The organism is Nocardia amamiensis, from assembly GCF_015477605.1.
Classification (GTDB): Bacteria; Actinomycetota; Actinomycetes; order Mycobacteriales; family Mycobacteriaceae; genus Nocardia; species Nocardia amamiensis_A.
Window position 1 is genome coordinate 108,990 of sequence record NZ_JADLQX010000012.1, and the last position, 20,753, is coordinate 129,742.

19 protein-coding genes and 1 pseudogene are annotated in these 20,753 nt (G+C 67.7%); 10 read left to right on the forward strand and 10 right to left on the reverse strand.

The window, feature by feature from the left end; genetic code table 11:
• Positions 1–25 precede the first annotated feature (25 nt).
• From IU459_RS17635 to IU459_RS17650, 4 genes are all read left to right on the forward strand, one after another.
• Positions 26–1,009 (forward strand): aldo/keto reductase, encoded by a 984-nt coding sequence (locus IU459_RS17635; RefSeq protein WP_195130627.1) that lies wholly within the window; start codon positions 26–28, stop codon positions 1,007–1,009.
• A 651-nt stretch (positions 1,010–1,660) separates the two neighbouring features.
• Positions 1,661–2,176, forward strand: a complete 516-nt coding sequence (locus tag IU459_RS17640) for a hypothetical protein (protein WP_195130628.1) — start codon at positions 1,661–1,663, stop codon at positions 2,174–2,176.
• Between the two features lies 1 nt (position 2,177).
• Positions 2,178–3,365 carry an MAB_1171c family putative transporter gene (locus IU459_RS17645; protein WP_195130629.1) on the forward strand — a complete coding sequence of 396 codons (1,188 nt, stop codon included), beginning with the start codon at positions 2,178–2,180 and terminating at the stop codon, positions 3,363–3,365.
• Positions 3,366–3,386: 21 nt separating this feature from the next.
• Entirely contained in the window at positions 3,387–4,799 is a 1,413-nt protein-coding gene (locus IU459_RS17650) for a cytochrome P450 (RefSeq protein WP_195130630.1), read from the forward strand.
• A 394-nt stretch (positions 4,800–5,193) separates the two neighbouring features.
• Here IU459_RS17650 and IU459_RS17655 read toward each other — a convergent pair whose 3' ends face one another.
• Positions 5,194–5,667, reverse strand: coding sequence for an iron chaperone (locus tag IU459_RS17655; RefSeq protein WP_195130631.1), 474 nt, complete (start codon positions 5,665–5,667; stop codon positions 5,194–5,196).
• A gap of 303 nt (positions 5,668–5,970) precedes the next feature.
• Between IU459_RS17655 and IU459_RS17660 the strand changes: the two genes are divergently transcribed.
• Positions 5,971–6,783 carry a DUF1206 domain-containing protein gene (locus IU459_RS17660; protein WP_195130632.1) on the forward strand — a complete coding sequence of 271 codons (813 nt, stop codon included), beginning with the start codon at positions 5,971–5,973 and terminating at the stop codon, positions 6,781–6,783.
• A gap of 62 nt (positions 6,784–6,845) precedes the next feature.
• Here the strand turns inward: IU459_RS17660 and IU459_RS17665 are convergent, their stop codons facing one another.
• The 4 genes from IU459_RS17665 to IU459_RS17680 form a co-directional block, all read right to left on the reverse strand.
• On the reverse strand, positions 6,846–9,374 hold the full coding sequence (locus IU459_RS17665; RefSeq protein ID WP_195130633.1) for an ABC transporter permease: 2,529 nt from the start codon (positions 9,372–9,374) through the stop codon (positions 6,846–6,848).
• A 5-nt stretch (positions 9,375–9,379) separates the two neighbouring features.
• Positions 9,380–10,153 (reverse strand): ABC transporter ATP-binding protein, encoded by a 774-nt coding sequence (locus IU459_RS17670; RefSeq protein WP_195130634.1) that lies wholly within the window; start codon positions 10,151–10,153, stop codon positions 9,380–9,382.
• 113 nt (positions 10,154–10,266) lie between these two features.
• Positions 10,267–11,199: a serine hydrolase gene (locus IU459_RS17675; protein WP_195130635.1), complete on the reverse strand. Its 933-nt coding sequence runs from the start codon at positions 11,197–11,199 to the stop codon at positions 10,267–10,269.
• 180 nt (positions 11,200–11,379) lie between these two features.
• The gene (locus IU459_RS17680; RefSeq protein WP_195130636.1) at positions 11,380–12,255 is read right to left on the reverse strand and encodes a LysR family transcriptional regulator; all 876 of its coding nucleotides are present in this window, start codon (positions 12,253–12,255) and stop codon (positions 11,380–11,382) included.
• A gap of 165 nt (positions 12,256–12,420) precedes the next feature.
• On the opposite strand from IU459_RS17680, the gene bla (IU459_RS17685) reads away from it, so the two are divergent.
• The 4 genes and pseudogenes from bla (IU459_RS17685) (at position 12,421) to IU459_RS17695 (ending at position 14,930) form a co-directional block, all read left to right on the forward strand.
• Positions 12,421–13,344 (forward strand): class A beta-lactamase, encoded by a 924-nt coding sequence (bla, locus tag IU459_RS17685; RefSeq protein ID WP_195130637.1) that lies wholly within the window; start codon positions 12,421–12,423, stop codon positions 13,342–13,344.
• Between the two features lie 10 nt (positions 13,345–13,354).
• Positions 13,355–14,290, forward strand: a complete 936-nt coding sequence (gene bla, locus IU459_RS17690; protein WP_440446501.1) for a class A beta-lactamase — start codon at positions 13,355–13,357, stop codon at positions 14,288–14,290.
• Positions 14,291–14,344: 54 nt separating this feature from the next.
• Positions 14,345–14,510: pseudogene (locus IU459_RS38545) on the forward strand (RNA polymerase subunit sigma-24); the annotation flags it as partial.
• Between the two features lie 141 nt (positions 14,511–14,651).
• Positions 14,652–14,930 (forward strand): hypothetical protein, encoded by a 279-nt coding sequence (locus IU459_RS17695; RefSeq protein WP_195130639.1) that lies wholly within the window; start codon positions 14,652–14,654, stop codon positions 14,928–14,930.
• A 29-nt stretch (positions 14,931–14,959) separates the two neighbouring features.
• On the opposite strand, the gene IU459_RS17700 is transcribed toward IU459_RS17695, so the two are convergent.
• The 5 genes from IU459_RS17700 to IU459_RS17720 form a co-directional block, all read right to left on the reverse strand.
• Positions 14,960–15,901, reverse strand: coding sequence for a hydroxymethylglutaryl-CoA lyase (locus IU459_RS17700; RefSeq protein ID WP_195130640.1), 942 nt, complete (start codon positions 15,899–15,901; stop codon positions 14,960–14,962).
• A complete protein-coding gene (locus IU459_RS17705) occupies positions 15,898–16,065 on the reverse strand; it encodes a hypothetical protein (protein ID WP_195130641.1) in 168 nt (55 codons plus the stop codon). The genes IU459_RS17700 and IU459_RS17705 overlap by 4 nt, the downstream gene beginning before the upstream one ends.
• Positions 16,066–16,150: 85 nt before the next feature.
• Complete coding sequence (locus IU459_RS17710; protein ID WP_195130642.1) at positions 16,151–17,371, reverse strand: CaiB/BaiF CoA transferase family protein; 1,221 nt, start codon at positions 17,369–17,371, stop codon at positions 16,151–16,153.
• Between the two features lie 80 nt (positions 17,372–17,451).
• Positions 17,452–18,384, reverse strand: a complete 933-nt coding sequence (locus IU459_RS17715; protein WP_195130643.1) for a TauD/TfdA dioxygenase family protein — start codon at positions 18,382–18,384, stop codon at positions 17,452–17,454.
• 229 nt (positions 18,385–18,613) lie between these two features.
• Complete coding sequence (locus IU459_RS17720) at positions 18,614–19,384, reverse strand: deoxyribonuclease IV (protein WP_195130644.1); 771 nt, start codon at positions 19,382–19,384, stop codon at positions 18,614–18,616.
• Between the two features lie 123 nt (positions 19,385–19,507).
• Between IU459_RS17720 and IU459_RS17725 the strand changes: the two genes are divergently transcribed.
• Positions 19,508–20,746 (forward strand): protein kinase domain-containing protein, encoded by a 1,239-nt coding sequence (locus tag IU459_RS17725; protein WP_324198911.1) that lies wholly within the window; start codon positions 19,508–19,510, stop codon positions 20,744–20,746.
• The last annotated feature ends 7 nt before the right edge of the window (positions 20,747–20,753 follow it).

Sequence of the window (20,753 nt, forward strand, 5' to 3'; positions counted from 1 at the left end):
CGGCGTCACCAAGGAGGACTCCCGCATGATCGCGACCAGGAAACTCGGCGAGCTGACCGTCGGTGCACAGGGGCTCGGCTGCATGGGCATGAGCCAGGCATACGGCGTGCGCGGAAATGACGACGAGTCGATCGCCACCATCCATCGCGCCCTGGATCTGGGTGTCACGCTGCTGGACACGGCGAACGTCTACGGCCCCGAGACGAACGAGCGGCTCGTCGGCCGCGCCATCGCCGACCGCCGCGACCAGGTGGTGCTGGCCACTAAGTTCGGCATCGTATGGGGCGAGGGCGGCGCGATGGGTGCGCGGGGCGACGCGGCCTACGTCAAACAGTCCTGCGACGCGTCGCTGGCCCGGCTCGGTGTCGACCACATCGACCTGTACTACCAGCATCGCGTCGACCCCGACGTGCCGATCGAGGAGACCTGGGGTGCGCTGGCGGAACTTGTGGCCGCAGGCAAGGTGCGCTACCTCGGCATCTCCGAGGCGTCGGCAGCGACCATCCGCCGCGCCAACGCCGTGCATCCGGTGACAGCCCTGCAGAGCGAATGGTCGCTGTGGACCCGCGACATCGAAGCCGAGGTCCTGCCGGCCTGCCGTGAGCTGGGCATCGGTATCGTGCCGTTCGCACCGCTCGGCCGCGGCTTCCTCACCGGTGCCATCACCTCCACCGCCGAACTGCCCGCCGACGACATGCGCCGCCGACTGCCCCGCTTCGCCGACGGCAACCTCGACCGCAATCTCGCCATCGTCGCCGCGCTCCGCGCCCTCGCCGACGAAAAAGGCGTCACCGCAGGTCAATTGGCGTTGGCGTGGGTACACAGCCGCGGCGCCGACGTGGTGCCGATTCCGGGCACCAAACGCCGCACCTATCTGGAGCAGAACGTCGCCGCCGCCGACATCGAGTTGAGCAACGAGGATCTGATCCGCATCGAGGCGGCGGCTCCGGCCGAAGCCGTTGCCGGCGCCCGCTACCCCGAGGAGCTCGCACGCGCCGCGGGTAAGTGACGGGCGCCTCGGCGACAGACCGCCAATTCCGTTGCCCCGCCGACACCGGCCACCGCGATGGGGTGTCGGCGGGAACCGGCTTGCCCTTGTCTGCGTCAAAGTAGTGTGACAGCTAGACTGACATGGGGGGTTCAGCCGTGCGTGGATCCAGACCAATTACGGCGGTGTCGTCAGCGGATTGCTGGCGTCGGTCGTATCGATCGCGGTTGCGGTGGCCATCTTCGACGCGTGATCAGCGGAGCGACCGGATCACAGCCGGAATGTCGCACTCGGTTCCATGTGCGCGACCGGTCTCCGATCTCCATCAGGAGGCAAGCGCCCGGCGGAATCCCCCGGTGGCTTGCGCAGTCCTCAGCTCAACGCTTTCTTCACCAACTCGGCGATCCTTGCCTCGTCGGCGGCGTCGATTTCGTCAGCGCGACAGCGGTCGGCCACATGGTCACCAACCACCGGTACTCCTTGTGATGCTAGTCACCACATTGGATGGAACCCCGTGCGCCACAGGCAGGTCTAAGAGAGATAGAAGCGAATCCAGAAGCAAGGAGCTGCAGCGGTACATAGACGAGAATCTTTGTACAGCAATATGATCCGCAGCAACCACACCACGCAGAGTGTCCGCATACGCCATGTGATCGACGAAGGGGAGGGGTGATGGAGGATCTGGCCGCGCGGTTCGGGGAGCTGAGTCGCCTGGTACCGATCCCCTACCCATGGGACACAACAGAATACGTCGTGCGGGTAGCCGAGTACCGGGGACGGCCGATCACGTTGTGCCCGATCGACGTCAACGCCCTCTTGGGCACCGGATGCGGCACCGGAAGCGGCCTGTGGATCGCCCGGGAAGACGATGACGTGATCATGTACGGTGCTGACACCGAATGGCATGCCGATCACATCATCGCGCACGAGATCGGTCACATGCTGCTCGGCCACGGAGCGGGTGTGAGCGGTTCCGGTGGCAGCGATGCAGCTGAACTGCCGTTGCGCGAGTTGATGCCCTCGCTGTCGCTGGAAACCATCCGCAGCGTACTGCGCCGCCAAGATTACGGCAGTGAGCGAGAACGCGCCGCCGAAACCTTCGCCGACCTGCTGCTGGTCGAAGCGATGCTGCCGAAGCGGTCGGCGAGCCGGCTCCGCTCGACGTTCTTCCGAAACCGGCATCGATGAGATGACCTCCCCGATACCGGGTCTGATCGCCTGGCCCGTCCTGACAGGTATCACGCTGGTGCTCGCCGGTCGGTGGTGGCTGTTGCGCGACAGCGTCGTCGACCGGCTCATCAACCGCGCGCTGGCCGCCGCTCTCTCCGGGCTCTTGTTGAGAGAGGCATGGTTCGAGCAGTCACTGGCCTGGCTGCTGCCCGGCGACGACAGCGACGTGGTCAACCTCGCCCGACAGCTCTCGCTGGGGGCCATCTTGTTGATCGTCTCGAATATCTACGGCATCGCCAAGCTGTGGGCAGGCACCGATCCCGCGCACACCTGGCGCAGACAGCGGCGTTACGACCTCGTCACGATCACAATCACCGCCGTCATCCTGATCGCGGGGACGCCCGCCCGCCGCGCCGACCAATTGATCGACCAACACCTGGGCTGGCAGGCTGTCGTGGTCTGGGTCGTGTTCTCCCTGCCGATCGGCGCTACCGCCCTGCTCGTCAGCCGGGTAGGTGTGCGCGAGATGCGCGCAGACGACACCACCTGGCGGGAACGCGCCCTATACATAGTGATTCTGTGCTTGGCAGTGGCCCTCGGGATCGAAGCGGTCGCAAACCCCATCGAGACCGCCAAGAGTGTCGTGACAGACCATCCGGTACATGATCCCGAGATGCACCGGAAAGCATGGAGCTTCTTTCTCGCGGCCGTCGGCGCTCCCGCCGTGGTCACGGTGCCGCTGATCAGCGCCCTGCTCAGCCACATCGGATGGGACCGCACCGGCCGCTACTGCCGCCGCCTGCAACCGATGTGGGCCGATCTCACCGCAGCCGTACCCGAAATCGTGCTCGAGATGCCGCGCGACCACAACAGCCGTACAGACCCCGCTATCCGTCTGCACCGCATGACAGTCGAGATCCGCGACAGCCTGCTACACCTCAAACGCTACAGCCACAGCCCCGGCGATCTGGCCGCCACCACCGGTGACCCCCAAATCCATGCCCACCGCATCGCCGAGGCCATCGCCACCAAAGCTGCCGGATGCCCACCGATCGCGAGCCCGTCCATGCCCCGGCACCACGTCCACCCGGGCGCACGCGACCTCACCGAAGAGCTGCGCCAGCTACTCGCACTCGCCAAAGCCTGGCCACCCACCCGCAGCCCGACAACCACCATCAACCATGGTCCCAGCCGACTCGGCCTCTAGCCGGATAGGAGCCACATCTTCATGGCGGTCACGACGACCTCGAACAACCCTCCCACCCCGCTGCCGCACCCACGCTGGCGGCTGCCGGTCCTCGGCGACCTGCTGACGATCAATCCATTCAAGCCGACACAAACCTCCATGCGCGACGCCCAGGAGTTGGGCCCCATCTTCGAACGCAGAATCGTCAACTGGCCGATGATCGTTGTCTCCGGCGCAGACCTCATCGCCGAGATCAACGACGAAAAGCACTGGACCAAACACGTCGGGGTGCTGTTCAAAAAGCTCAGGCCTGTCGCCCGAGACGGGCTCTTCACCGCCTACAACCATGAACCCAACTGGGCCAAAGCGCACAATATCCTCGCTCCCAGCTTCACCCAGTCCGCGATGCGCGGCTACCACCAGACCATGACCGAAGCGGTCAGCGAGCTACTCGACTATTGGGACCAGCGTGAAGGCCAGTGGGTAGACATCCCCGAAGACATGAACAAACTGACCTTGGAGATCATCTCCAGAGCCGGGTTCGCCTACTCCTTCGACTCGTTCACTCGCGATGACATCGACCCGTTTGTCGCCGCGATGCTGCGGGGGTTGACCTACATCAACCGCAACGCCAACCTGCCCCCTCTGCTGCAGAAGACACTCGGCCGCCATGCCGCAGACCAGCACAAGCGCGACATTGTCTACGTCCACCAGATCGTCGACGATGTCATCGCCGCCCGTCAGGCCAGCGGCACCGTCGGCGAACACGGTGACTTGCTCGACCGCATGCTCACCGTGCCCGACCCGGACACCGGCGAACAGCTCGACGCCCTCAACATCCGCAACCAGATCCTGACCTTCCTGGTAGCCGGCCACGAAACCTCGGCCGGTGTGCTCGCCTTCGCCCTCTACGAACTGGCACGCCACCCCGAACTGGCCGCGAAGGCCCGCGCTGAACTCGACGACCGCTTTCCCGGCCGCGACCGGCCGACCATCGCGTTCGAAGATGTGGCCAAACTGCGGTATCTGCGCCGCATCGTCGACGAGACACTGCGGTTGTGGCCTATCGCCCCAGGCTATTTCCGGGAGGCGCGCCATGAGGTCGTCATCGGTGATGGCCGCTACCGGTTCGACAAGGGCGACTGGGTTTTTGTGCTCACCCTTCAAGCTCACCGCGACAAGAGCGCGTGGGGCGCCGACGCCGAGGAATGGGACCCCGACCGCTGGCAACCCGAACGACAGCGAGAACTCGGCCAGCACGTCTACAAGCCGTTCGGCACCGGCACACGAGCCTGCATCGGCCGCCAGTTCGCCTATCACGAAGTGATGCTCGCCCTCGCCCATGTGCTACACGCATACGACTTCGAGCACAACCCAGGCTACAAGCTGGACATCGCCGAGCAGATCACGCTCAAACCCCGCGGATTCAAACTCAGGTTGGCCCGCCGACGGTGACCAGTCCGCGGGTCAGCGCCGTGGTCGACGAGCAGTGAACAGAGTGACGTCGCCGACCTAGGCGATGGGGAACTGCTCCAGCGCTGCTTGGAGCCGAGCCCGCTGGCAGTGGTCTGTGGATCGCCCGGGATGACGACGAGGTGATCACGTGCGGGGCTGACACCGAATGGCACGCCGATCACATCATTTACAGGTATCACGTTGGTGCTCGCCGGTCGGTGGTGGCTATTGCAGGACAGCGTCGTCGACCGGCTCATCAACCGCGCGCTCGCCGCCTCTGCACACACCTAGTTGATCAACCAAGACTTGGCCACACACCCGCAGCCCGACACCACCATCGACCATGGTCCCCAGCCGACTCGGCCTCTTGCCGGATAGGACCGTGAACTGGTCCTCAGCTCACCGCTTTCCGCACCAGCTCGGCGATCCTCGCCTCGTCGGCGGCGGTCAACTTCGTCAGCGCGAAAGCGGTCGGCCACATGGTGCCTTCGTCGAGGTTCGCGATGTCGTTGAAGCCTAACGTCGCGTACCGGGCCTTGAACTTCGCCGCACTTTGGAAGAAGCAGACGACCTTCCCGTCCTTGGCGTACGCGGGCATGCCGTACCAGAGTTTCGGCGTCAGGTCCGGTGCACTGGCGGTGACGACGGTATGGATCCGTTCGGCCATGGCGCGATCCGATTCCGACATCTCGGCGATCTTCGCGAGTACGTCTTTCGCCCCGTCCTCCTTGGTCGCGCGCGAGCCGCGGCGCGCGGCCGTCTTCAGCTCTTGGGCGTGCTCCTTCATCGCGGCTCGTTCTTCGTCCGTGAATCCCACGGCCGCCTTGGTCTTCGCGGTTCCATTGGCGGACTTCTGCGCGTTCTTCATTGCCGATTACCTCTCTACCAGCCTCGACGGGGACACTCATCATGCTATGAAGTCCGCGCCGCGGAGGCTTCTTCAAAACTGATCAATCGTCGCGAAGGTACGGCCAGCGAGCGTTCATGACTGTCGCTTCCACCTGAAGAGATGCCGATTCGCGCGATCGCGAGTCGGCTCTGGCAACCGCTGGGACGGAAAGTCACGACCGGCTCACCCGGGCGCCGGGGGAGGTGCTTTCTCCGCGGACTTGGGTATCCGGTCGACGTCCTGCGCGGGCTTCGCGCCGTGGTATCTGGATGGAGGAGCAGCATGACCCACAGCGGTCTATCCCACACCGCCGGGCAGATCGCCCAGAGCAGCGTGTTCGCGCGCGTCGCCCGCGCCGGCTATGTCATGTCCGGCCTCGTCCACCTGCTCATCGGCTACATCGCCATCCGGCTCGCGTTCGGCGGTGGGGGCAACGCTGATCAATCCGGGGCCATGGCGGAGTTGGCGGATAGACCGGGTGGCGAGTTCACCCTGTGGGTGGGCGTGGTCGCGTTCGTGCTGATGGCGCTCTGGCGGCTGGCGGAGGCCGTCTTCGGCAGCGCGTCCGAGCCGGGGGCCGGCAACCGGAAGTCCGAAGTGTCCGATCGGGCCAAAGCGCTCGCGCTGTCCGTCGTCTATTTCGCGCTCGCGATCACCGCGTTCCGTTTCGCACAGGGCAGTGGGCAGTCGAGCAGTAGCCAGAGTGTCGGGCTCACCGCACGCCTGATGCAGCACACGGCGGGCACGATCGTGCTCGTCGCTGCTGGGCTGGTCATCATCGCGGTCGGCGGCTACCACGTGCACAAAGGAGCCAGCCAGAATTTCCTCGACGATCTTCGCGGGGTCCCGAGCGCCTTTGTGCGGCGGCTGGGCACTGTGGGCTACATCGCCAAAGGGCTGGCCGTCGCCGCGGTCGGGTTGCTGGTCATCCTCGCCGCGACCGAATCCGATCCGAACAAGTCCGCAGGCCTGGACGGGGCCGTGAAAACGCTCGGTGCGCAACCCTTCGGCATGGTCCTGCTCCTGATCGCGGGGTCAGGCATCATCACTTACGGGCTCTACAGCTTCGTCATGGCCCGCACCACCAAGATGTAGCGCTCGGCGCCGACTGCGCACAAGGCCGTGCGGCGCACAACCGTTGTGCGCCGCACGGGTTTTCAGAGGTCGGCGATCGCCGCGAGCGGGGGTGTGCGCGCGGCGCGCACCGCGGGCCAGAGCGCGGCCAGTACTCCGACGACGGCCGAGCTGATCAAGACGAGCACCAGTTGCGTCCACGGGATCGCGATCTGGTCCAGGCCGAGGTCGCGCAGGGTGCGCAGGAAGCCGACGCCGAGGCCCAGTCCGAGCAGCATGCCCACGATCGCGCCGAATACCGCGATCAGCATGGACTCGAGATAGATCGTCCTGCGCACCTGCATGCGCTGCATGCCGACAGCGCGCAGCATGCCGATCTCCCGGCGACGCTCCACCACCGAGAGCGCGAGCGTATTGACGATGCCCAGGATCGCGATCACCACCGCCAACGCGAGCAGGCCGTAGAGGATTGCCAGCATTGTGTTGATCTGCCTGCCCTGTGCGCCCTTGTACTCCTCACGGTCCTGCACCTGCACCACGACGAATTGCTCGGTCGCTTTCTCCAGGTCGGTGCGCATCTGGGTGATGTCCGCGCCCGGCTTCGCCTTGACCAGCACCAGGAAGTTGGTCCGGAAGTTGAGCGGAACCGCCTCGTTGTAGACGGCTTGCGGCACCACCATGGGACCGAGCAGCGGAGTGTTCTTGTACACGCCGGTCACCGTGAGCGCGACCTTCTTGCCATCGAAGCTGGTCAGACTCACCGGTTCGCCCACCTTCCAGCCCCGTTTGCCGGCCTCGTCGTCCGATACGAGCACGTCGCGGTCGCCGAGAGTGTTGCTCCCTCGCACGATTTCGTAGTTCAGCACGCTGTCCAGCGGCCCATCCGCGGACGCGGCGAAGACCTGCTCGTTGCCGATCTTGAAAGCGGCGCCGCGGAGTCCGACCACCTCGGCCACCCCGGGAACTTTCGTGCGGGCCGCGTCGGCCGCGCCGAACGGAACTCCGAGCAATTGCGGGCCCGCAAGCGCGTAGTCGGCTCGCACCCCCTTGTCGATCAGCACCCCGACGCTGGCCTTGGCCGACGCGCCCAGCATGCCGATCGCCGAGACCAGCATCAGCCCGAGGGTGAGCGCGAATGCCGTCGCGGCGGTGCGCCGGGGATTGCGCGCCGCGTTGTTGCGCGCCATGTGGCCGATCGGCCCGAACGGCCGCACCAGCACCCCGAGCCCGGCCACTACCGGCCGAGACAGCGCGGGCCCTGCGAGCAATACCGCGAAGATCAGGCCGAGTGCGCCGACGCCGACCGTCGCGGCCGCCGTACCGCCCGTGCGCTGCGCACCCAGCACCACGAACGCGACACCGAGCACGGCGAGCACCGCTCCGATGACCGTGCGCCAGCGCAGCGACTCCCCGGTGGAGGCGAACTCCTCCCGCATGGCCTGCACGGGTGGAATCCGCGCCGCCCGGCGTGCCGGCGCGTACGCGCTGACCATCGTCACCGCGAGACCGACGAACAGCCCGACCAGGATGGTGCGCGGCAGCACCGCCATCGATCCGGTCGGCAGGCCCAAGTCGAAGGCGTTCAACACCGCCGACAACCCGAACGCCAAGCCGACGCCACCCGCGAGCCCGATCGCACTGCCGATCAACCCGATGACGAACGCCTCGGCCACCACCGACCGGCCGACCTGCTGACGGCTCGCGCCGACCGCGCGCAGCAACGCCAGCTCACGCAACCGCTGCGCGACGATCATCGAGAAGGTGTTGTAGATGATGAACGTGCCGACGATCAGCGCGATCGCGCCGAAGGCGAGCAGGAAGTAGTTGATGAAGTTGAGCGCGTTGGAGACTTCCTTCTTCAGGTCGGCGCGGACCTGATCGCTGTTCTGCACCTTGTAGCCGGGCAGGTCCCTGCCCAAGTTGTCGCGTAGTTCGTCGCCGGGGATGCCGCTGGCCGCCAGGTCCACGTAGGCGACGTGCAGGCCGTCGGTGAACAGCTTGCGCGCTTGGGTGTCGTCGAACAGCACGCCGATCAAACCACCGGTTTCCGACGGGATTTCGTAGATCCCGGTGAGGGTCACGTCGATGGGATCCGGCTGCGAGGGGATCAGGATCTTGGTCCGGTCGCCGATCTTCAGCCCGGCCCGCTCGGCTCCGCCGGTGTTGAGGGCGATCTCGCCAGGGCGCGCGGGCGGGACACCTTGGACGAACTTCTCCGGCTCCGCGACAGCCTTCTCCGGCGGCAGGTAGGACGTGCCGAAGGTGGGCGCTCCGCCGGTCTGCACCGCTTTCTTGCCCGCCGGATCGAGCAGCACCACCGGCCCGTTCACGCTCGGGGCCACCGTGCCGACACCGGGGTATTTCGCCAGCTCGTCCACCACGTTGTTCGGAATGCCCTGCGCTTGGCGCTCTTTCGGGCTCACCCGGACATCGACGCCTTTGGCCTCGTTGGCGAAGATTCCGTCGAAGGTGCGCTGCAGCGTGTCGGTGAACACGAACGAGCCCGCGATGAAGGCCGTGCCGAGCACCACCGAAAGCAGCGTCAGGGCCAAGCGGACCTTGTGCGCGGCGAGATTGCGCAGCGCCACTTTGCGCATCGGACTTCCGGCCATGATTGTCACGCCTGCTCCAGCGCTTTCATCCGGTCCAGCACGGTGTCGGCGGTCGGATCGCGCATCTCGTCGACGATGCGCCCGTCGGCCAGGAACACCACGCGGTCGGCGAACCCGGCCGCGTGCGGCTCGTGCGTGACGATGACGACCGTCTGCCCGAACTCGTCCACCGCCGCGCGCAGGATCGACAGCACCTCCTCCGAGGCGCGGGAGTCGAGATTGCCGGTCGGCTCGTCGCCGAAGATGATCTCCGGTTTGCCCGCCAGCGCCCGCGCGCACGCCACCCGCTGCTGCTGTCCGCCGGACAGCTCACTGGGCCGGTGGGTGAGCCGATCGGTCAGCCCGAGCCGCTTCAGCACCGTGTCCAGCCAGCCCTGGTCGGGTTTGCGCCCGGCGATGTCCAGCGGCAACGTGATGTTCTCCAGCGCCGTGAGCGTCGGCACCAGGTTGAACGCCTGGAACACGAAGCCGATCCGGTCCCGGCGCAGGCGCGTCATCTGCTTGTCGGACAGGGTGGTGAGGTCGGTGTCGCCGATGCGCACGGCGCCGGAACTGGCGCTGTCGAGCCCGGCCAGGCAGTGCATCAGGGTCGACTTCCCCGATCCGGACGGGCCCATGATCGCGGTGAACTCTCCCTTCGCGAACTCGGTCGACACACCGTCCAAGGCCCTGACCTGGGTATCACCCGATCCGTAGACCTTCGTCAGTTCGATGGCACGGGCCGCGACATCGGTCGTGACCGCCGTGTCGGCGGTGGCGCCCAAGGCTTGCGAAGTCATGCCGTCCAGTCTTACCGGGATCGCGGTCACATGCCATCAGGGAAAACCCTGTGTTTTCGGCCGCGCTCGCGGAGACCACCCCCGAAACCTGGGCGGCGGATGCTGCTCAGCGGTCACTCCTGGGGCAAGGGCCTGCGGAGCTCGGTGACGGCGATGCGGGCGGTCTCGGCAATGGCGGCATCGACGACCGGCAGGTGCGGGTCGGCGCGCGCCGCACGGGTGAAAACCGCGACCGCGACCGGATACTCGCCGGGGAACTCCACCACCGCGACCTCGTTGCGGATCACGCCGATGGTTCCGGTCTTGCCCGCGACCGACACGCTGCGGTGCGGGAAAGCCGCGGCGATGCGATGCGGCCAGACCTGGTAGCGCATGACGCTGCGGACGAACTCGGTCTGTTCGGGAGACAGCACCGTGCCGCTCCACAGTGCGCGGAGGAAGCGGGTCATTTCCTCCGGTGTCGTCGCGCTCGTGTAAGAGGGGTCGTACGCCGACACCGACCATGCGTCGTCGTTCTCCGCCAGGATCGCGAACGCCTCGGCGGTGGTGTGCGTGTCGGTGTCGCGGACCAGGCTGCGATGCAGGTCGGCGGTGCCGCCCACGATCCGGGTCTGGGTGAGACCGAGCTGGTCGAGCAGTTCCTCGACCGCGCCGAGCCCGGTCGCGCCGAGCAGGACATCGGCCGCCGCGTTGTCGGAGACGGTCATCATCGAGGTCGCCAGGTCGCGCAGGCTCATGGTCACCGGGTCGCGCAGGACCGCGATGCCGGTCGGGCCGGGCGTGCAGTCCGACGGGGTCACCGTGAGCCGGGCCGTGGGATCGATGCGCCCCGCGTCGATGTAGCGGCAGAACGCGACGAACAGCGGCAGCTTGTACACCGACGCGACGACCACCCGCTCGCCACCTCCGATGGAGATTTCGGCAGCGGAGTCGTCGCAGCGGCGGGCGTGCAGCCAGCCGGTACATCCCGCATCGGCGAAGACGGCGCGAATCCGCTCCTCGGCGCGCCCATACGGCTCACCCGTCGCCCGATCACCGCTCCTCATGGAGTCGCCGCGCGAGGCTTTCTGCCCACCCGTCATCCGACCGTCGCTTCTCGACAAGTCGCTACGCAACGCTCTCTGCCCACCTGTCACCCGACCGGACCCCTCACCGAGTCGCAACGCAACGCTTTCTGCTCACCCGTCACCCGACGACCACCATCAACTCGCTACACGACGCTTTCTTCATTGGAGGCGCTCCCGGTAGAGCACCCGGTCCACCGCATCGGCTTGGGTGTCGGCTCCCGGACGGTGGACGACGCGCACTCGCAGGGCTACCGCCTGCGGCGCCAGGCGCAGCCACGTCACGCCCGGCGTGGCAGACGGAGGAGTCGCCGTGAGCCCGAAGCTCGTTCCGGCGGCCACCGCGGCGAATAGGGCGCGGTCGTCGAGCGCGGGCACGGTCGGTGCGTCCAGGCCGCGCTCGCGCAGCAGGTCCAGCACGGTGTCGAAGGCGGGCGGGTTGGTGGCGCGCGGCGGGTGGGCGAAATTCAGTCCGGCGAGCATGGGGAAGGTGGGGCGTTCCGCGCCGGCGCTGCGGTGATCCGACGGCACGACCAGCCATCGCGGCAGCTTGACGACCGGGCGGGCCTCGACGCCGTCGACCAGGGCCGGATGCTCGATGACCGCGACGTCGCATAGGCCGGCGCGCACATCGGCGACCAGGTCGACGGTCGCGCCGACTGTGGTCGATACCGCGGCGTCCGGGGCGACCACGGTCCGCAGTGCGCCCACGCAGGCCGTGACCACCCGGTCGGGCAGTGCCGCGGTCGCGCCCCAGTGCACGGCGCCGTGGGCGTGTGCGATGCGGTGCGACTCGGCGAGCAGCCGCTCGGCGTCATCGACCAGCAGTCGAGCGCGAGGGAGAAGCTGGAGACCGGCAGAGGTGAGCACGGCGCCTTGGCGGGTGCGGTGGATCAGGTCGACGCCCAGGTGCCGTTCGAGCCGCCGGAGTCCCTGGGACAGCGGTGGTTGGGTCATGTCGAGCGCGGCCGCCGCCCTGCCGAAGTGCCCCTCGTCCGCGACGGACACGAAGAAGCGAAGGTGGCGGATCAGGTCCATGCGGTCATTGAACCAGTGGTGTTCCGGACCGTGGTTTCGTCGCCAGGCCGCGGTGTCCGCCGGAACCGAACCGTGCGGGCGAACCTGCGGCGATATCGAAGTCAACTCGTCCGCGCCGGGGTCTGATATTGGCGCGTACCGCCGTGTCGATGGTGTGGTGCGGCGGTGACCTTCGCACCATTTGCTCCCCAGGCCGGTCGTCGCCGACTTCTCGCCGCCGCGGCGGTATCCGTGCTGGCCGCCGTCACCGCCGCGTGCGGGTCCGGCGGCGATGCACCGGCGAACCCGAACACCACCCCCGCTGCCGCGACCCCGTCGTTCATCGAGATGGAGACGAACCACGCAGCGCGGCTGGGTGTGTACGCGACCGACACCGCTTCCGGCCGCACCGTCGCCTATCGGGACGGTGAGCGGTTCCCGATGGCTTCCACGTTCAAGGGTCTCGCGTGCGGTGCTCTGCTGCGCGACCATCCGCTGTCGACGGGTTACTTCGATCAGGTGATCCACTACCCTCGGACCGATCTCGTCGAGTATTCGCCGGTGACCGAGAAGCACGTCGACACCGGCATGACCGTTGCCGAATTGTGCGACGCCGCGATCACCGTGTCGGACAACACCGCCGGCAACCAGCTGCTGAAACTCCTCGGTGGCCCTGCGGGTTTCACTGCTTTCCTGCGTTCCATCGGCGACAACACCTCGCGCCTCGACCGCTGGGAAACCGAACTGAACACAGCCATCCCGGGCGACGAACGGGACACCACCACACCGGCAGCGCTCGCCGCCGACTACCGAGTCCTTGTCCTCGGCGATGTTCTCGGCGAACCCGAACGGGAGCGATTGAAGTCGTGGCTCATCGCCAATACCACCGGCGACAAACGTATCCGTGCCGGGCTGCCCGCAGGGTGGACGGTCGGCGACAAGACCGGCAGCCCCGCCTACGGCAGCGCCCTCGACGTCGCCATCGCGTGGCCGCCCGGACGCGCCCCGCTCGTCATCGCCGTCCTGACGACGAAGTTCGAGCAGAATGCCCAAGCCGACAACCCTCTGGTCGCCGACGCAGCTCGCGCCGCCGTCGAGGCGCTCAGGTAAAAGCGGAACCGTGACTGCATCGCCTACGATCGCTCGCCGCACACTACTCGGAGCGGCATTACTTCTTCCCCTGGCCGGATGTGCGAGCCACACGACGTCCGCGCCCTCATCCGACCCGATCGGTGGGCCGGGCTCAGTGGGAGTCACACCCACTGTGAACGACTCCGATATCCGCCTGGCCGAGTTGGAGCGGAAGTTCGGCGCACGCCTGGGTGTGTACGCCCTCGCCACCGGCACCGGTGTCACCGTCGCCTACCGAGCGGACGAACGATTCGCATTTTGTTCGACGTTCAAGGGATTGGCGGCCGCGGCGGTCCTGCAACGTAATCCTTTGTCGCACTTGGATACCGTCGTCACCTACACAGAAGCCGACCTCACAAAGAACGCATCCATCACACCACGGCATGTGGCCACGGGGATGACGATCGGTCAGCTGTGTGACGCCGCGATCCGCTACAGCGACGGCACGGCCGGCAACCTCCTGCTCCGTGATCTCGGCGGACCGGCCGAGCTGACGGCATTTGTCCGCGGCCTCGGCGACACGGTGACCCGGATGGACCGGATCGAGCCGCTGATCACCGAGGCCACTCCGGGAGATCAGCGAGACACCTCGTCTCCCCGGGCATTGGGCAGCGATTACCAGAAGATCGTGCTGGGGGACGCGCTGCCGGACGAGAAGCGCGCTTTCCTCCGCGACCTCTTGGAGCGCAACGCCACCCGCGCCGGAGCTCGACGAATCCGGGCCGGGATCCCGCAGGGCTGGACCGTTGCCGACAAAACGGGAACCGGTGACTACGGGACATTGAACGACATCGCCATCGTCTGGCCTCCGGGTTCCGCACCGCTGGTCGTCGCGATCATGTCCAGTAAGGCCGACCGGGATGCCGCATACGACGAGGCCCTCCTCGCGGAGGCCGCCGCATCTGTGGTGAGCGCTCTGACGTGACCCGGGCGCGGCCAACGTGGCCGGACCCGTCCCGGTCACCATCGACCGGCACGGATCGTCGGCGCGCTCGCGCGGTACACCGGCGATTTCGCGCTGTCCGAAGATCCAGCCCAGGAGGCACTGGCCGAGACACTGGTGACCTGGTCCCGCGAGGGCGTGCAATCCGGCCGGGTGGTTGCTCACCGACGGCCCGCGCCGCGCGATAGACGCGACCCGCCGCCCTCGATGAGAGGTCCGCCGCAGAGTTTGCGCCGGGGCGCCTTACGCGGCGAGTCGAATGAGTTGAATCAGGTCGCCGCAGGTAATTTGACACCGACGTACTGTTTGCTCACAAGTTGCCCACTATGGCGAGAGGAACAGAATGAAGCGTGTCGCATCCATCGTGACGGTGCTGGCGGGCGCGGTCTGCGCGGCCGCGCTCGCGGCTGCTCCCGCGTCGGCGGCGATTCCGCCATCCGGAGTGTTCTGCACGGGGATGACGTGCGTGAACTCGACCTCCGTACCGCAGGTGGTGACCGGAATGGCAGTGTGTCCCACCGGGCACACGCTGCCGGTCAATGCGGTGATCCTGCCGTTCGGCGTTCACGTCGTCGGTTTCGTGTGCCCGAACGGCGCCCCGCCGATGGCACTCAGCTTCTGACCTGGCGAGGCGCGCAAACCTTTTCCCGCCTATAGCTGGGGCCGACCGGAACGCTCCTTGTCGACGACCCACTCGAAGGCCGATGCTTCCGAGCGGGCTCCTTCGACGGCGCGGGAGCGGTTGGGTTCACCGAGGTCGGCGAGTAGATCTTCCGACATCGCCACCAACTCGGCCAGCGTGGCCGGGGTGAACCATGGTGGTCTGGTCGCGAACAAGATGTCCTCGGAGGCGGTGTTGCCGCTCGCGCCCGGCGCGAAGGGGCAGCCGCCGAGTCCCCCGAGCGCGCCGTCGACCATGTCCGCGCCCGCGGTGATGGCGGCGAGGGTGTTGGCCACGCCCATCCCCCAGGTGTCATGGCCGTGAAAGACAATGCGCCGGTGGGGAGTCCGATCGCGTACCGCGGTGACGAGCGCGGCCACCTGACCCGGATGCGCCTGTCCGAGCGTGTCGGCGAGGACGATGTCGTCCGCGCCCGCGGTGCGGGGATCGCGGGCGATGGCCAGTACCCGCTCCGGGTCGACCGGACCGTCGAACGGGCAGGTGAAGGAGGTCGCCAGGCACAGCTGGATCGACCCGTCCACCTCGCGTGCCACGCGCACCGCGTCCGGCATGGCGGCGATGCTGGCCTCGGTGTCGCGCCCGATGTTCGCCCGATTGTGCGCGTCCGAGACCGAGAAGCAGTACTGGAAGTTGCGCACGCCAGCCGCGGCGGCCTTCTCGACATGCCGCGGGGTGGCCACCCACACCCAGCAGCGGCGCAACTCCTCGGGCGTCAGCGCGGCGACCAACTCCATCGTGTTCGCCATCGGGGGGACCAGGTCCGGGCGCGCCATCGAGCCGATTTCGAGCGCGGGAACCCCCAGCGCGAGCAGGCGGCGGACCAGGTCCACCTTGCGCTGCACCGGCAGCAGCTTGCCGGTCAGCTGCAATCCGTCGCGCAGCGTGACATCGCGTAGCACCGGCGCGGTCATCGTTGCTCCCGCGCCTGGCGGCGGCCGCACATCACGCCACCCCAAGGCTTTTCGCCCGCTCCGGTCGGATTGGGCTGCACCGTGGGCCTGCTGCTGCCCGGCGAACGCAGTTCCCATACTCCGCGTCCCCGGGGACGCCTGCGGTCGTGCGGCTGTGTGCTCATCGCTCCTCCCGTATCTTCGCGCTTCCGGTCTCGGTGAGGCGCTCCGCCATCGAGTCGGCGCGACAAGGCGCGTGGACGTTGTTGCTCATCGCGCCTCCAACGCGTCTATCTCGGCGTCGCTCATACCGAGCAACCCGGACAGCACCTCGCGGGTGTGCTCGCCCAGATCGGGGCCGACGGTGCGGATGGGCAGCGACTGTTCGCCGATCACCGGGACGATGCCGGGGAAACCGACCGTCTTCGGTTCCGGCGCACCGACATCCACGGCGAAAGGCTGGATCATGTTGCGTGCCTGATACTGCTCGTCGGCCACGATGTCGGCAGCCGTATAAATCGGGCCGCACGGAATGGCGGCGGCTTCCAGGAGTTTCAGCGCCTCGCTGCGAGTGTGGCGGATCGTCCACTCGCCGATGGCCGCGTCCAGGCGCTCGCGGTGCCGCCAGCGGCCCGCGTTGTCCTGGAGTTCCGGGTCGGCGGCCAGGTCGGGGCGGTCGATGACCTGCATGTAGCGCTGGAAGATGGCATCGCCGTTACCGCCGATGATGATGCTGGTTCCGTCGGCGCACGGGTAGGCGTTGCTCGGCGCGATGCCCTCCATCCGGCCACCCACGCGCTCGCGCTGGATGCCGTAGGCCAAGTAGTCCGGCACCAGCGACTCCATCACCGACAGGATCGCCTCGTTGAGCGCCACGTCGATCACCCGCTCCCGCAGCGGAGCCGGTCCGTCCGCGTCGGGGCGGCGCTCCCGCTGGAAGAGCGCCATCACGGTGCCGAACGCGGCGTAGATGCCGGCGATGGAATCCCCGATCGAGACGCCCGTGCGCACAGGCGGACGATCCGGGTCGCCCACCAGCTCACGCAGGCCGCCGACCGCCTCGGCCACCGCCGCGAATCCCGGCCGCGCCGACATCGGCCCGGTCTGCCCGTAGGCGGAGATCCTGGTGATCACCAGGTCCGGGTTCGCCTCGTTCAGCACCTCCGGGCCCAGGCCCCACTTCTCCAGCATGCCGGGCCGGAAATTCTCCAGCAGCACATCGCAGCGCCGGATCAGCTCCAGCACGACGCCGCGCCCCGCTTCGGTACGCAGGTCCAGCGTGATCGACTTCTTGTTGCGGTTGATCGTCCGGTAGAGCATCGAGGTGTCGCCGCCGTAGAGCCGCCAGTTGCGCAGCTCGTCGCCCACCTTCGGGCGTTCCACCTTGATCACCTCGGCGCCGAAGTCGCCGAGGATGCGCCCCGCGGTCGGCGCGGCGATGTAGTTGCCGAGTTCCAGGACGCGCACCCCGTCCAGCGGCCTAATACCCATGGCCACCAGTGTGGACCATGCGGCCATCGGCCTCGGCGCCACCCGCGATTCAGCGGCGGCGTGGCGTGAGTGGTCCCCGCTCAGGACGCGAGCAGCTGCGTGTCCTCGATGATCGAGTAGTGCTCGGCGTTGCCCGCGATGCTGGTGCTCGCCACGCCGTCGACGCCGACCGGGACGTCGCCGGCCAGCGTGATGCGGGTCAGCTTGCGCGGCTGGTCGTCGTAGTCGTCGATGGCGTAGTGCTGGGTGGCGCGGTTGTCCCAGATGGCGACGTCGCCGGGTGCCCAGTTCCAGCGGGCGGTGTTCTCCAGACGGGTGACCCGATCCTGGAACAGCCGGAACAGCGCATGCGATTCGGTGCTGGACAGCCCGGCGAAATGCTTGACGAAGTGGCCGAGCAGCAGCGCCCGCTCCCCGGTCTCCGGGTGGACCCGCACCACGGGGTGCTCGGTCTCGTAGTAGGTGGACTCGAACTCGGCCCGGTAGACGGCGGCGTTCGGCCGCGGCGCCGCACCCGTGCGGGCGGCGTAGTCGTAGACGTTGGTGTGCACCGCGCGCAAGGACTCCGCGAGCCGCTTCAACGGCTCCGGCAGCGAGTCGTAAGCCGCGACGGTGGAGGCCCAGGTGGTGGCGCCACCGTAGCTCGGCAGGTGCACCGCGCGCAGGATCGAGGCCTTCGGGATGCGGTCGACGAAAGTGACGTCGGTGTGCCAGCTGTTGGCGCGGCCGTGCTCGGAATCGATGGCCAGGCTCTTCACGCCGTGCGAGGTGACGGTCGGGTGCGGGGTGGTCGGCGTGCCGAGCAGCTGGGCGAACTCGTACTGCCCGTCCTCGGTGAGGTGGTCCTGCCCGCGGAAGAAGATGACCTTGTGCTCCAGCAGGGCGCGACGGATCACCTCGACGGTGGCCGGGTCCAGGTCGCTGCCGAGCCGGACGTTGTCGACCCGCGCGCCGATGCGGGCGCCGAGCCTGGTCACGGAGGCGGTGGAGGGGGTGGCGGGCGCGACCGTCATGGGATCACCTTCGCTTGTCAGATCGGTTGCTACTAACCCGAGCACATCACCGAGACCACGCCGTCACCAGGATTTTCGTCGCGCTGATCCCAAACGAACGCCGAACGGCGAAGCCCACCCGAGTCTGGCCCGCACACCACAGCCGATCACTGCCGAACAACCACGTAACGGATGAAGCCCACCCAGCCCCACCGGGTGCGCGTCTTACGAGCACCGTTCGCGCTGCAAATCAAACACAGTGTTCGCGCAAGTACGCCAGATCCTCCGCGACGCCCTCGGCGGGGGTTTCCAGGATCACCGGAGCACCCGCCGTTTTGCAGACTTCGGCCAGCAACTGTGGATCGATGGTGCCGTCGGAGAAATTGGCGTGGCGGTCGGCGCCGGAATTGAACTCGTCGCGTGAGGAGTTCAAGTGCACCAGGTCGATCCGGCCGGTGATCGCCTTGATCCGGTCGACGACGCCGACCAGTTCCTCGCCGCCCGCCCAGGCGTGGCAGGTGTCCAGGCAGAACCCGGCGCCGTAGTCGCCGACCGCGTCCCACAGGCGCGCGATGGAATCGAAGTGCCTGGCCATGGCGTGATTGCCGCCCGCGGTGTTCTCGATCAGGATCGGCACCGCGAAGCCGCCCTTGTCCTGCTGGCGCTCGAACAGCTTGCGCCAATTATCGATTCCGGTCTCCAGCTCGGCGTCGGAGCGCACGTGCCCGCCGTGCACCACCAAGCCGAACGCACCGAGGTCGGCGGCCGCCTTCGCCTGCTGCGCCACCGCGTTGCGCGACGGCATGCGCAGCCGGTTGTTCAGGCTCGCCACGTTGATCTGATATGAGGAGTGCACCACGACCTCGATCGGGCTCGCGAGGATCTCCTCGGTCCGCGGATGCGGGGTGGGTTTGTCCCAGCTCTGGGGATCGACCACGAACATCTGGATGAGATCGGCGCCGAGTCTCTCGCCGAAGCCGATCGGGTCGCTGTCGAGCCGGACATGTGCTCCAATGCGCATGCGGTCAGCGTAACCAGTACCACCGACAGCGGCTGGATGTCGCGCCGCGACTGTTGCATCCCGATGGCCCGGCGAGATACATGGTTAGTGTCCGCGCGCTCGACTCGACAAGGCGGTGTAACGGTGTTGCAGACCGGCGATGTCTTCGCGGGCTACGTCATCAAACGCGTGCTCGGCCATGGCGGCATGGGCACCGTGTACCTGGCCCAGCATCCTCGGCTGCCGCGGCTGACCGCCCTGAAGCTGCTGAAGCGGGAACTGTACGCCGACGCCGACATCCGCCGCCGCTTCGAACGCGAGGCCGATCTGGTCGCGCGGCTGGATCATCCGAACATCGTCACGGTGTTCGATCGAGGCGCCGAGGACCAGCAGCTGTGGATCTCCATGCAGTACGTGCCCGGCGCGGACGCCTCCTGCGTCGACGTCGACGTGCTCGCGCCCGGCCGCGCGGTGCAGATCATCGCCGACACCGCCGCCGCACTCGATTTCGCGCACGCCAACCAGGTGCTGCACCGCGACGTGAAACCGGCCAACATCCTGCTGGCCAAAGCGCCGATCGGGCAGCGGGAGCGAGTGCTGCTCACCGATTTCGGCATCGCGGGCATACGCGGCGCCGACACCACGATCCGCTCGGCCGGCACGATCACCGCGACGCTCGCCTTCGGCGCGCCGGAACAGCTGATCGGCCAGCCGCTGGACGACCGGGCCGATCAATATTCGCTGGCCTGCACGCTGTTCTGGATGCTCACCGGCGCGCCGCCGTACTCGGGCGCCAACCCGGCCGCGGTGGTGAACAGTCACCTGTACGCACCGATCCCGGCACTGAGCCGGGTGCGTCCCGGCCTGCCGCCCGCGCTGGACCCGGTGCTGGCCCGCGCCATGGCCAAGCGCCCGGTGGATCGGTTCGCCAGCTGCGCCGAGTTCGCGGCCGCGGCCGAGCATGCCACCGGGCAGCGCATGGCACCGCACAACGCCGCGCCGCACCTGGGCGTCCACGCCGACGGATACGCACCGGCACAGCACACCTCGGCAGCACCACAGCATCCCGCACCGCCGACACAGCACACCGCGCCGCAGCCGTCGACACCGCAGGAACCGCCTCGGCCGCCACGCCCGAGTTTTCCGCCGCCGCGCCGACCTGTCCATCCTGGAATGATCGAGCTGCCGAACCTCCCCATGCGCCCGGGGTCAGCCGGGCGGCCGCACCAGCGCCCTCCGGAGCCGCGCCCGCCGCCGAGCGGGCGGGGCCGCCGTCCGCCACCTGCGTGTCGCCACGCTCGACGAGCGATGGGCGGCCGCGCGACTACTGCTAAGGTTTCGATGTTTTCCGTGGTCCGGCCCATCTCGGACCGCGCGTTCTAATGCTGTA